This is a genomic window from Kitasatospora phosalacinea (assembly GCF_000716545.1).
GTDB classification, from domain to species: Bacteria; Actinomycetota; Actinomycetes; order Streptomycetales; family Streptomycetaceae; genus Kitasatospora; species Kitasatospora phosalacinea.
Window position 1 is genome coordinate 43,226 of sequence record NZ_JNWZ01000046.1, and the last position, 12,453, is coordinate 55,678.

At 74.6% G+C, this 12,453-nt stretch carries 11 protein-coding genes; 6 read left to right on the forward strand and 5 right to left on the reverse strand.

The features are described from left to right. Window positions 1-302 precede the first annotated feature (302 nt). Both OO48_RS22680 and OO48_RS22685 read right to left on the reverse strand, forming a co-directional pair. Entirely contained in the window at window positions 303-1,478 is a 1,176-nt protein-coding gene (locus OO48_RS22680; protein WP_033219207.1) for an alpha/beta hydrolase family protein, read from the reverse strand. A gap of 161 nt (window positions 1,479-1,639) precedes the next feature. Beyond that, window positions 1,640-2,431 carry a LysR family substrate-binding domain-containing protein gene (locus OO48_RS22685; RefSeq protein WP_033219209.1) on the reverse strand — a complete coding sequence of 264 codons (792 nt, stop codon included), beginning with the start codon at window positions 2,429-2,431 and terminating at the stop codon, window positions 1,640-1,642. Between the two features lie 111 nt (window positions 2,432-2,542). Here OO48_RS22685 and OO48_RS22690 point away from each other — a divergent pair, with 111 nt between their 5' ends. Both OO48_RS22690 and OO48_RS22695 read left to right on the forward strand, forming a co-directional pair. Continuing rightward, window positions 2,543-2,959: a DUF5997 family protein gene (locus OO48_RS22690; protein WP_033219211.1), complete on the forward strand. Its 417-nt coding sequence runs from the start codon at window positions 2,543-2,545 to the stop codon at window positions 2,957-2,959. A 134-nt stretch (window positions 2,960-3,093) separates the two neighbouring features. After that, window positions 3,094-4,659 (forward strand): adenosine deaminase family protein, encoded by a 1,566-nt coding sequence (locus tag OO48_RS22695; protein ID WP_033219213.1) that lies wholly within the window; start codon window positions 3,094-3,096, stop codon window positions 4,657-4,659. 129 nt (window positions 4,660-4,788) lie between these two features. Here the strand turns inward: OO48_RS22695 and OO48_RS22700 are convergent, their stop codons facing one another. Next, window positions 4,789-6,429 (reverse strand): amidohydrolase, encoded by a 1,641-nt coding sequence (locus OO48_RS22700; RefSeq protein WP_033219215.1) that lies wholly within the window; start codon window positions 6,427-6,429, stop codon window positions 4,789-4,791. 46 nt (window positions 6,430-6,475) lie between these two features. After that, window positions 6,476-7,936, reverse strand: a complete 1,461-nt coding sequence (locus OO48_RS22705) for an APC family permease (protein ID WP_051732529.1) — start codon at window positions 7,934-7,936, stop codon at window positions 6,476-6,478. 197 nt (window positions 7,937-8,133) lie between these two features. Here OO48_RS22705 and OO48_RS22710 point away from each other — a divergent pair, with 197 nt between their 5' ends. From OO48_RS22710 to OO48_RS22725, 4 genes are all read left to right on the forward strand, one after another. Beyond that, window positions 8,134-8,865, forward strand: a complete 732-nt coding sequence (locus OO48_RS22710; RefSeq protein WP_033219217.1) for a TetR/AcrR family transcriptional regulator — start codon at window positions 8,134-8,136, stop codon at window positions 8,863-8,865. A gap of 313 nt (window positions 8,866-9,178) precedes the next feature. Beyond that, a complete protein-coding gene (locus OO48_RS22715; RefSeq protein WP_033219219.1) occupies window positions 9,179-9,850 on the forward strand; it encodes a hypothetical protein in 672 nt (223 codons plus the stop codon). A 136-nt stretch (window positions 9,851-9,986) separates the two neighbouring features. Beyond that, entirely contained in the window at window positions 9,987-10,670 is a 684-nt protein-coding gene (locus OO48_RS35345; protein WP_051732527.1) for a hypothetical protein, read from the forward strand. Between the two features lie 73 nt (window positions 10,671-10,743). Next, window positions 10,744-11,235 carry a DinB family protein gene (locus OO48_RS22725; RefSeq protein WP_033219221.1) on the forward strand — a complete coding sequence of 164 codons (492 nt, stop codon included), beginning with the start codon at window positions 10,744-10,746 and terminating at the stop codon, window positions 11,233-11,235. 94 nt (window positions 11,236-11,329) lie between these two features. Here OO48_RS22725 and OO48_RS22730 read toward each other — a convergent pair. After that, window positions 11,330-12,453 (reverse strand): diflavin oxidoreductase (locus OO48_RS22730; protein ID WP_033219223.1); only part of this gene is annotated, 1,124 nt, incomplete at its 5' end.

Sequence of the window (12,453 nt, forward strand, 5' to 3'; positions counted from 1 at the left end):
GGCTACTCTCCTCGGTCGGTACGGCAAGGATGCCCGCCGACCATCATGCGGGCCACCGCGCGCCGACTGCGGGAACGCCGGGGAGCGCGTGGCCGACGGGCGGCCGTCGGACGTGTGGTGCGGCTACCCCGCCGGGACGGCCGTCACCCGCCGCACGGGCCGTCGGTGCCGCACGTGGCACCGGCTCCCGCCCCGGCCGTCCCGCTGCTGCTGTTCAACGACCGGGCGGCGAGGGAGCGCCGGCCGGGGGCGGTGGCCGGCGAGCTCGGCGACCGCCCGGCGGCGGGCGGAGTGGCCGCCGCCTACGGGTGGAAGCCGACCTCCGGGTTCTCCGGCGCCGGCCCGTCGAGGAGCGGCTGTTCGACGCCCTTGAGGTGCAGGTCGAAGAAGGCCACGACGTACGCGCGGGTGAGGCGGAGCGCGCGCTGGGCGGGAACCGTCCGGCCCTCGTCGGGGATCCCGAGGGCGTCCAGCAGGACGGGGAGGTCGGTGAACGAGGCGTGGTTGGCGCCGGCGACGGTCAGCCAGCGCTTCCAGCCGTCGAGCCGGGGCCAGCTGTCGGTCCAGCTGGAGTCCTCGGCGCCGCCCGGCAGGGGGTGGCCGAGCATCAGGAACGGCTTGCCGCCGATGCCGGAGGCGGGCACCTCGACGTCCATGGTGCCGTCCAGGTCCACGCCGGCCCCGATCCGGGCGTCGGCGAGCAGGGCCGGTACGGTCGCCGCACCGCCGGCCGAGTGGCCGGCCATGCCGACGCGGTCGGGATCGATCATGCGGGAGTGGCGCCAGGCGGGGTGGGGGCGGGCCGTCAGCCGGTCGAGGACGAAGGAGGCGTCCCGGGCCCGGCTGCGGTCGAGGCCCGCCCAGTCCTCCGGGCTCCGCAGTCGGCCGCACATCACGCACGGGACGGTGCGACCGTCCGGGAAGGTCGTCCCGGTGTTCTCGTAGGTGTGGTCGATCAGCGCGACGACGTAGCCGTGGCTGGACAGCTCCTCGGCGAGGCCGGTCAGCGTGGTGCGGGGCATGGTGAAGCCGGGCGAGAGGAGCACCAGCGGGTACCGGCCGGGCGCGGGGCGGGCGCCGGGCGCGGCCCAGGTCCGGGTGGCCGTGACCGCCTCGGTCGGGACGGTGTTGCCGGGCAGCTTCGCGTCCAGCAGCATCCGCGCCGCGTCGGGCGTCATGTACGGGGCCGGGCTGCCGCCGGTCCCGGGCTTGGCCGGGTAGTACACCGACACCATCAGTCGGCGCGGGCCCGACGCGGGCACCCACGGGTCGGGCCGGTCCCGGTCGACGAGTTCCAGGACGTCCTGCCCGACCGCGTACCGTCCGGTAGGGCGCGGGAGTTCGGCGGGGGCCACGGCCTGGACGGCGGCGGTGGCGGCAGCCGGGGCGGCACCCGCGGGCGGGGCGGCGACGACGGCGGAGAGCGGCAGAGCGAGCAGCAGGGCGGTCGCCGCGGCGACCTGGCGGATTCCGGTCATGGGGCGAAGGTAATTGCGCGCCGCGGGACTTGACGTCGCCTCAGCGGCCTAGGGGTTCCCCCGGAGACGGCGGCGGCAGCCGGCACGCGGCCCCTACGGGCTCCCCGGGAGGGGCCGCGGCGGGCCGTTCGGCTGCGGGCGCCGGGCCCCTGCGGGGGCGGTCACTTCTTGCGGCCGCCACCGCCGCCGCGCTTGGGCTGGGCGGTGCGGCCGCCGGCGCGCCGGCCCGGCTTGGGCTTGCCGCCCTGGCCGGTGCGCTGCTGGGGCTGGGCCTTGGACTGCGGGCGGGCGGGCTTCTTGGCGGACGGGCGGCGCTGCTCCTCGGCGGCGGCGGTGCGGCCGCGGGAGCTGTTGGCGGTGCGGCCGCGGACGATGCCGACGAACTCCTCGACCAGGTCGGTGGTGGCCTGCTCGGGCCAGGCCAGGGCGACCTGCGACTGCGGGACGTCGACCAGGGGGCGGTAGGTCAGGTCGCGGCGGTGGTGCAGGCGGGCCAGCGACTGCGGGACGGCCAGCACGCCGACGTTGGCGGCGACCAGTTCGATCGCGTCGGCGGTGGTGGCGGGCCGTTCGAAGGCGGGGCGGCCGGGCAGCTCGGGCCAGTCGAGGGTGTCGTCCTGCGGGTGGAAGACGATCTCCTCGGCGAGGTCGGCGGCGGTGACCTCCTCGGCGGCGGCCAGCCAGTGGTCCTTGGGGAACACCACGACGGTGGTCTCGGTGTACAGCGGGATGGCGCTGAGCACCGTCCGGTCCACCGGGAGCCGGACCAGGCCGGCGTCCGCGCCGCCGGACAGCAACAGGGCGTGCCCGTCGGCGGGCGCGGACTGCAGCAGTTCGACCGGGACGTCGGGCAGCCGCTCCCCCCACACCCGCAGCCACTTGGTGGGCGTCACCCCCGGCACGTACACCAGGCGGAAGGGGGCGGCGGAGCGCGCGTTCTCGGTCTCGGTCACGGGCTCCAGGCTAGCGGGCCGCCGGGGGCGGCGGCGGAGGCCGTGACCTGGGCGGGGGCGGCGGAGGAGGGCGTGACCTGGGCAGGGGCGTACTCCCTATACCCTTGTCGCATGACTACGCCCAAGCCCAAGACCTCCCAGACCATGAAGCCCGCGACCGCGGCCAAGAAGCTGGGGATCTACCTGGCGGCGACCCCCGCCGAGTTCCAGGCGGGCGTCGTCACCCGCGACGAGCTCAACGCCATGCAGGCCGAGCCCCCGCAGTGGCTGGCCGACCTGCGCCGCAACGGCCCGCACCCGCGCCAGGTGGTGGCCGCCCGGCTGGGCATCTCGGTCACCGGCCTGAACCGCGCCGGGATCACCGAGGCGCTGACCAGCGAGCAGATCGACGCCCTGCGCGAGGAGGACCCGGAGTGGCTGCGCCGCGAGCGCGCCCTCCAGGCCGAGGTGCGCAAGGAGGCGCAGCGGGCGAGGACCGCGGCGGAGAAGGCGGAGAAGATCAAGGCCGCCCGGAACACGAAGAAGTAGCACCGAGAAGTAGCACGGAGAAGTAGCACGATCCGATCGTCCGACGTCGGGCGCGCGGTTGGCGGCACTCTTTCGGATGATGTGCGCGCCGCGTGAACGGCGTTGCGGGGTACGGCGGCTGACGGTCCGCCAGCATGGCGATCATGACGTCGCTACGCCGTACTTCCTCGGCAGCCCTGGTCGCCTGCGCGGCCCTGCTGCTACCGCTCGCCCCCACCGCCCAGGCCGCCGACCGGGCGGGCTCCCGTCCGACCGAGGCGGCCGTCGACGGCCTGCTGGACGGGATCCGGCAGGACCCGGCGCGGCTGGACGCCTTCCTGCGGGCGATGCCCAAGGGCGGTGACCTGCACAACCACCTCTCCGGCGCGGTCTCCACCGAGCTGCTGATCCGGCTGGCCGCGCAGGACGACCTGTGCATCGACTCGGTGACCCTCGTCTCGGCGACCGGCCCGTGCCAGGGCACCCTGCGGCCGGCCCAGGACGCGCTGGCCGAGGGCGAGTTCCGCACCCAGGTGATCCGGGCCTGGTCGATGCAGGACTTCACGCCGGGCCCGGAGTCCGGCCACGACCACTTCTTCGCCACCTTCGGCAAGTTCGGCGAGGCCAGCTGGCGCCACCCCGGCACGATGCTCGCCGAGGTCACCGACACCATGGCGGCGCAGCACCAGAGCTACCTGGAGACCATGCTGACCCCGTCCTCGGTCGGGGTGGCGGCGCTGGCCGCCGAGGTCGGCTTCGACCGGGACTTCGCGGCGCTGCGGCAGAAGCTGCTGGCGGACGGCCGGATGCAGGCGCTGGTGAACGGGGCCCGCACCGACCTGGACACCGCGATGGCCGAGTACCAGGCCACCGAGCGGTGCGGCACCGCGCAGGCCCGGCCGGGCTGTGCGGTGACGGTGCGGATCCAGTCCCAGGCGTCCCGGGCGTCCACCCCGGCCCGGGTGTTCGCGCAGCTGCTGCTGGGCATGGAACTCGCCTCCCAGGACGAGCGGTTCGTCGCGGTGAACCTGGTGCAGCCGGAGGACTACCAGTCCTCGCTGGACAACTACCGGCTCCAGATGGAGATGCTGGACTTCCTGCACCCGCTCTACCCGAAGGCCCACATCACCCTGCACGCGGGCGAGTTGGTGCCCGGGCTGGTGAAGCCGGAGGACCTGTCCTTCCACATCCGGCAGGCCGTGCTGACCGGCCACGCCGAGCGGATCGGGCACGGCGTGGACGTCACCCACGAGGACGACTCGGCGGACCTGCTGCGCACCCTGGCCGAACGCAAGGTGCTGGTGGAGGTGCCGCTGACCTCCAACGCGCAGATCCTCCAGGTCGAGGGCCGGGAGCACCCGTTCCCGCTGTACCGGAAGTACGGGGTGCCGACGGCGCTGTCCACCGACGACCCGGGCGTGGAGCGGATCGACATCACCCACGAGTACGTGCGGGCGGCCCGGACGTACGGCCTGAGCTACACCGACCTGAAGGACCTGGCGCGCAACTCGCTGGAGTACGGCTTCGTGGCCGGCCGCAGCCTGTGGCGGGACCGCGACGGCTTCAAGCCGGCGCCGGAGTGCCAGGGCCGTCCGATCGGGACGGAGAACCCGACGCCGAAGTGCGCGGCGCTGCTGGCGGCCAGCCCGAAGGCGGCGCTGGAGTGGAAGCAGGAGGGCGCGTTCCGCGCCTTCGAGGCTTCGGTGCTGCACCTGAGGTGACGGACCGGCCCGGGCGGGCCCGCCGGGGTGTTCCCCGGCGGGCCGCGGGTCGGGATCCCCCTCACGTCCGTGGGACAGGTGTGCGAAGTGTTCTCCGGAGCGGGAGGACGGGGGCCGCTGGGGGGCTCGTCACTCGACGGTGTGGACGGCCCGGCCGCCGACGTAGGTGCGCAGGACGCGGGTGGCGGCGATCTCCTCGGCGGGGGCGGCGAACGGGTCGCGGTCGAGGACGACCAGGTCGGCGAGGTTGCCGGGGCGCAGCACGCCGGTGTCGTCGAGGCGGTTGAGGTGGGCGGTGCCGGCGGTGTAGGCGGCGAGGGCGGTGGCCAGGTCGAGGCGCTGTTCGGGCAGGAAGACCGGGACGTCGGGGCCGGCGCCGGGTTCGCGGCGGTTGACGGCGACGTGGATGCCGTGGAGCGGGACGGGGCTGGAGACCGGCCAGTCGCTGCCGGCGGCGAGGGTGGCGCCGGTGGCGCGCAGGGCGGCGAACGGGTACTGCCAGGCGGCGCGTTCGGGGCCGAGGAAGGGGATGGTGAGTTCGTCCATCTGCGGTTCGTGGGCGGCCCACAGCGGTTGGACGTTGGCGATCGCGCCGAGTGCGGCGAACCGGGCCACGTCGTCGGGGTGGACGACCTGGAGGTGGGCGAGGTGGTGGCGGTTGCCGCGGCGGCCGTTGGCGGCGATCGCGGCCTCGACGGCGTCCAGGGCCTCGCGGACGGCGCGGTCGCCGAGGGCGTGGAAGTGCACCTGGAAGTCGAGCGCGTCAAGGGCGGTGACGTGCTCCCTGAGGGCGGCCGGGTCGACGAAGCTGAGGCCGCTGTTGGCGGTGGCGCAGCCGCAGCCGTCCAGGTAGGGGGCGGTGAGGGCGGCGGTGAAGTTCTCCGCGATGCCGTCCTGCATGATCTTGACGGCGCCCGCCCGGAACCGGCCGTGGCTGTACTTCGCGCGGCGGGCGACGAGTTCGGGGACCTGCTCGGCGCCGCGTTCGCGGTCCCACCACAGGGCGCCGACCACGCGGGCGGTGAGGGTGCCGTCCCGGGCGGCGGCGAGGTAGGCGTCGGAGGGGTCGGGGTTGCCGCCGAACTCGCCGAGCAGGGCGTCCTGCCAGGCGGTGACGCCGAGCGCGTGCAGCATCGCCTGGGCGCCGTGCAGGGCGGCGAGGCGGTCGGCGGCGGTGGGGGCGGGGGCGTGCCGGCCGACCAGGCCGCAGGCGCCCTCCTGGAGCATGCCGCTGGGGGTGCCGTCGGCTTCGCGTTCGATCCGGCCGTCGGCGGGGTCGGGGGTGTCGCGGGTGAGTCCGGCGAGTTCCAGGGCGCGGGTGTTGGCCCAGGCGCCGTGGTGGTCGCGGTTGGCGAGCAGGACGGGCCGGTCGGGGACGACGGCGTCGAGCAGCTGCCGGGTGGGCAGGCCGCCGTCGAAGCTCTCCAGCGACCAGCCGCCGCCGGTGATCCACTCCCGGGCGGGGTGGGCGGCGGCGTACTCGGCGACCCGGGCCAGGTAGCCGTCGACGGTGACGGTGCCGGTGAGGTCGCAGGCGGCCGCCTCCAGGCCGCCGTAGACGGCGTGCACGTGGGCGTCCTGGAAGCCGGCGACCAGCAACTTGCCCCGCAGGTCGACGACTTCGGTGCCGGGGCCGATCAACTCCCGCACCTCGTCGTGGCCCACCGCGGTGATCCGCTCGCCGGTGACGGCCAGCGCGCTCGCCCGGGTGCGGGCGGCGTCGCCGGTGTGGACCGGCCCGCCGGTGAAGACCAGGTCGGCACGGTTCATGGGTGGTGCTCCGTTCTCTGCGCGTGGTACGGGAGTTGACGCTACGTCAGGAAGTCGCCGCGGGTTCGGCCTCGGCGGGGACGCCGACCCGGCCGGTGTCGCCGGTGAAGTACGGCGAGCGGCGGACCCAGCGCGACCAGGCGGCGGCGAGCAGGCCGGACCCGATCATCAGGACCGGCACGGCCAGCTCGAACCAGCCGTTGTCGGCGGCGAGTTCGAAGTGGTCGGTGCCGTCGTAGAACGTCCAGGCGAGGTAGCCGCCGACCAGCAGCAGCACGATCGCGCCGAGCAGCGGGGCGACCACCGCCCTGAGTCCTTCGAGGGGGCTCTCGCGCAGCAGGCGCCGGAAGCGCACCGCGGAGGCGATGGCGACCAGCGCGTAGTAGAGGGCGACGACGATGCCGATGGCGTTGACGGTCGCGGTGATCAGCTCGGTGACGGTCGGGATGGCCAGGGCCAGGCCGGCCAGCGCCAGCGCGATGCCGGTGATCAGCCAGGTGCCGACGGCGGGGGTGCGGTGGCGGGGGTGCAGCCGCGTCCAGACCTTGCCGAGGGTGCCGTCGCGGCCCATCGCGAAGGCGCCGCGGGCGGTCGGGATGACGGCGGCCTGCAGCGAGGCGGCGGCGGAGAAGGTGAGCGCGACCAGCGGCAGCGCGGCCAGCGGCCGCTCGGCGAGCTTCTCGGCGAAGTACGCCAGGCCGGTGGCGCCGTTGTCGGCCAACTCGCCGATCGGCAGCACCCGTTGGAAGGCGGTGCCGGCGAACAGGAACAGCCCGAGCATCAGCAGCAGCGACCGGAAGCCGCCGCGGGTGGCGTCCTTCGGGTCGTGCACCTCCTCGCCGACGCTGAACACCGACTCGAAGCCCCAGTAGCAGAACACCGCGAGCACCATGCCCTGGGCGAGCGCGGCCGTCGACGGGATCTCGAACGGGTCGTACCAGGACAGGCTGAACGGCTGGTCGCCGGCGAACAGTCCGTAGCCGCAGAAGGCGAGCAGCACCGCGTACTCGAAGACCAGCAGGTACTTCTGCAGCCGGGCGGCGAGGTCCAGGCCGCGCACGGCGACCACCGTCGCGGTGAGCAGCACCAGCATGCCGACCAGGGTGCACTGGAGGCTGGAGTCCGGGTCCAGCCGCACGCCGGGCAGCGCGCGCAGGCCCGCCTGGCCGGCCAGTTGGATGATCGCCGAGCCGGTGACGGTGGTGGTGTACGCCATGAAGACGACGGTGGTGACGATGTTCACCCAGCCGGTCAGGAAGCCCAGCCACGGGTTGAGCGCCCTGCCGACCCAGCGGTAGGAACTGCCCGCGTCCGGTTCGACCCGGTTGAGCCGCCCGTAGCCGCAGGCGATGCCGAGCACCGGCAGGAAGGCCAGCAGCATGATGGCCGGCAGGTGCAGGCCGACCACGCCCGCCATCAGGCCCAGGCCGATGCCGATCGAGGTGGTGGCCGCCGTGCTGGACGCGGCGATCACCACCACCGCGCCGACGCCGACCGACTTGCGCATCGCGTCCGGGCCCGCGGAGGGGCCGTCGGGGACGGGGCCCCGGTCCTTGACCGTCGTTGCCAAAGGATCACCGCCGAATAGGTGTCGTGTGGGGGGACCACCAGCGGTGGAGCGCCGGTAGGGACGCCATGAAACCCCCGCCCCGATCGAACGTCAATGCTGTTGTCGTAAGGGTGGATGCCCTAGGCTCACCGGCCATGACCGACCGCACCGACCGCAGCGACCGCACCGACCGCGTCGTCCCCGAGGCCGAACGCCGCCGTCGGCGCCCCACCAAGCACGGCACCGTGCTCTCCGAACAGGTCATCGTCGACACCGCGCTGCGCCTGGTCGGCCGGCACGGCGCCCAGGCGTTCACCGTCCGCCGCCTGGGCCTCGCGCTCGGCGCCGACCCCAGCGCGATCTACCGCTACTTCCACAGCACCGACGACCTGCTGCTGGCCGTCGCCGACGAACTCATCGGACTCGCCCTGAACGGCTGGCGGCCCACCGGCGACTGGCGCTCCGACCTGCGCGAGGTCGGGATGCGCGTCCACGCCCGCTCGCTCGCCCACCCGCAGGCGGCGGTGCTCGCCGCGTACCGCACCACCGGCCGGGCCAACGAGATCCGCGCCGTCGAGACCATGCTCGGCATCCTGCGCGCGGCGGGCTTCCCCGATCCCGACGCGGTCAGCCTCTACCACGCCTTCATCGACCAGGCGCTGGGCTTCGCCGTCCTCGACTCCGCCGCGCTCGCCCTGCCCGCCCAGGCCCAGCACGCCGACAACGGCGTCTGGGACACCGCCTACCGCGACCTCTCCCCCGACACCCACCCGCACATCGCCGCCACCGCCGACCTGCTCGCCGCCGACATGCGCCGCAGCGCCTACCCGCTGGCCCTCGACCTGCTGCTGGACGCCCTCGCGGCCCGCCTGCCGGCCAGATCCTGACGCGCCGTCAATGACCTTCCGCCCCGGACGCATCGCACCAGGCGTGCGGGCAGCCGCCGACGCACCGGAGGGCCCGGCGGCGTTCGTCGGCCGGACGTCCGAGCGGCGGATCGCCCCGGGCACGTCGGCGTCCCCGGCCCCGGCCCTCGTACCGCGCCAGAACCCGCCGCGGTCCTCGACGGCACCTGCGGCAACCTGGTCCAGATCGTGCACGCCCCGTAGCGGGGGCCGCGTCCGCGCACCCCAGGCGCACCGGGCAGCCGCCGGTGGACGCGGCGTTCGACCGCGGGAGGCGGTCCGATACCGTCGGGGCGTGATCGAGGACGTGGCGGGTCGGAGTTCGGCGTGGTGGGCGGTCGCCAAGGAGCGGGCGGCCGCCTGCTGGTGGCAGCTGCTCGTGGTGGAGTTGCTGCACCTGGTCGCGCTGTCCGTGCTGAGCACCGTCGTGTCCGGGGCCGGGGCGGCCCGGTCGGCCACGGCGGTGCTGCTGTTCGCGGTCGGCGCGGTGCTCGGGGCCTGGCGCTGGTCCGCCCGGCTGCGGCTGCTGGACGGCGAGGGCGACCTGGTGCGGGCGCTGCGGACGGCGGGCTCCCCCGTCCTGCGGCTGGCCCTGCTGACCACCGCGGTGAATCCGTACGGGCTGGCCTGGTTGGCGTCGACGCTGTTCCTGGACGACGACTCGCTGGTGCGGTCGCTGACGCCGGTGCTGTTCCCGGTCGGCCTGTGCCTGGCGGCGGTGTTCGCGCTGCTGCCGATGGCCGTCCTGCTGGAGGGCCGCGGCCTCGGCCGCTCCTGGCGGCTGCTGCGCGGCAGCCGGCGCTCCGCGCTGCGGATCGGGCTGGTGGTGCTGGGCCAGGCGGTGCTGTCCGTGGTGCTGCCGGGCGCGATGCTGTCGCTGCTGATCGACCCGGCCTGCGCGGTGCTGCTGTTCGCGTCCTACCGGCTCTCCCTGGACGGGGAGTCCCGCGCGGGGCGGGCTTCCTGACGTCCGGTCACACGGCTGCGGGGTTCGTTCGACGACGGCCCACTGGGTGGGCGCCGGTTCCCCGGCCCGGTGGGCGGGTTGGTATGTTCTCCGACCGTCACTGTGCAACGACTGTCTCACGGGGGATTCCTTCAGCATGCGCATCCGTCGACTCGCCGCCGCCGCGGCCCTGCTGACCGTCACGCTGGCCGCCACCGGCTGCGACCCGGAGGACGCGTCGGACACCGGCTCGACCGGCGCCGCGCCGACCGCCACCGCCGCCACCACCGGCGCCGCCGCTCCGACCGGTAGCGCGTCCAAGTCCGCGTCCAAGCCCGCCGGTGGTGCCGCGACCGGCGCCGCGTCCAAGTCCGCCGCCGCGCCCGTCGGCGGGGCGGCCGTCGATCCCAAGGACGAGGCCGCCTTCGAGGCCGCCAGCATGGACCCCGGGACCTGCGGCTCGTTCTACAAGACGCACAAGGTCCTGCTGGTGGAGAGCGTCTCCGGCGGCCAGCTCAAGGGCCGCCAGGAGAAGGTCCAGTGCGGCAAGTACGGCCGGGAGATGGACGACACCGGCGTCGAGCCCACCGTCTTCAAGCTCGCCCCCGGCTTCACCGCCATCGTCCTCGTGAAGCCGACCGGCAACACCCGCGTCTACCCGCGCTACCAGGCGAAGTCGCTCTCCTTCGAGGAGTTCGCGAAGGACCGCAAGCCCTGCTTCGACAGCCCCGACCCGGACGGCCGACCGACCGACCTCGACTGCGGGTTCCTCTTCGTCTACGACACCGACAGCAGCGGCGCCGTCACCGGGATGCACGAGACCTGGGTGCCCACCGACTGAGCCCGCGTCCGGGCCGGGTCGACGGTGACGACGACCGGGCCCGGACGTCGGCGCGGGTTGGCATGATGGTCGGATGAGCGATCAGCAGCGGACCGAGCCTTCCCGGGTGGCCGACGACCGGGCCTCCCTGACCGAGTTCCTCCAGTACCAGCGCGAGACGCTGGCGATGAAGTGCGCCGGGCTGACGGCGGAGCAGTTGCGGCTGCGGGCCGTGCCGCCCTCGGAGCTCTCGCTGCTCGGCCTGGTGCGGCACCTGGCCGAGGTCGAACGGAGCTGGTTCCGCAACGTGGTGAACGGTGACGAGGCGCCCGCGCACTGGCCGGGGGACGCCGCGTTCGAGGTGGAGTCGGCCGACCCGGACGAGGCGTTCCGGGTCTGGCAGGAGGAGTGCGCCCGCTCCCGGGCCACCGTGAACGACGCGGCCTCCTTCGACGTGCCCGTCCACCGGCGCGAGGAGGTGTTCACCCTGCGCTACGTCGTCACCCACCTGATCGAGGAGTACGCCCGGCACAACGGGCACGCCGACCTGCTGCGCGAGCGCATCGACGGCAGCACCGGCGAGTAGCGCGCCGCCCGGGAGCGGTTCCGCCGCCACCCGCCCGCCCCGGGCCCGCCACCCGCGCGCCCCGGGCCGTCATCCGCGCACCGACGGCCCGGGCTCAGTAGACGTCGCGGACGTAGCGCTTCTCGGCGGCCAGGTTCTTGACGTAGGCGGCGGCGTCGGCGGGGCCGAGGCCGCCGTGGGTGGTGGCGATGTCGTGCAGGGCGCGGTCGACGTCCTTGGCCATCCGGGAGGCGTCGCCGCAGACGTAGAAGTGGGCGCCGTCCTGGAGCCAGGACCAGAGGTGGTGGCCGTGTTCGCGCATCCGGTCCTGGACGTAGACCTTGGCGCGCTGGTCGCGGGAGAAGGCGGTGTCGAGGCGGGTGAGGGTGCCGTCGGCGAGGTGGGTGGTGAGTTCCTCGCGGTAGTAGAAGTCGGTGGCCTGGTGCTGTTCGCCGAAGAACAGCCAGTTGGGGGCGCGGTGGCCGCGGGCGCGGCGGTCCTCCAGGAAGCCGAGGAAGGGGGCGACGCCGGTGCCGGGGCCGACCATGATCATGGGGGTGGCGGGGTCGGCGGGCGGGCGGAAGTGCGGGGAGCGCTGGAGGTGGACGGGGACGGTGGCGCCGTGGTCGGCGTCGGCCAGGTGGGTGGAGCAGACGCCGCCGCGCAGCTGGCCCTTGAGGCTGTCCCAGCGGACCACGGAGACGGTGAGCGAGACGAGCCGGGGGTCGGTGAGCGGGCTGGAGCAGATCGAGTACTGGCGGGGCTGGAGCCTGCCGAACACCTCGACCCAGTCCTGGGCGGCGGCCCGGACGGCGAACTCGGCGGCCACGTCGACGGCTTGGCGTCCCCACGTCCAGCGGGCCAGCGCGTCGGTGTTGTCGGCGCGCAGCAGGGCGCGCAGCTCGCGGTCGTCGCGGGTGCGTTCGGCGGTGAAGCGGAGCAGTTTGGGGCTGACCCTGGTGATGTCGAGGTGCCGGGTGAGCGCTTCGCGCAGCGGCAGGTCGCCGTGGCCGGGGAGGGTGACGGCGCTGTCGCCGGGCAGGCCGGTGACGGAGAGCCATTCGTCCACCAGGGCGGGCGAGTTGACGGGGTGGACGGCGAGCGCGTCGCCGACCGCGTAGTCGAGGGGGGCGCCGGTGTCGAAGGTGAAGCGGCGCACCTCCTTGCCCGAACCGGCCCCGGAGAGCAGGCGGTTGCCGACCAGCCGGGCGGGGGTGGTGGTGCGGCGCGGGGCGGTGG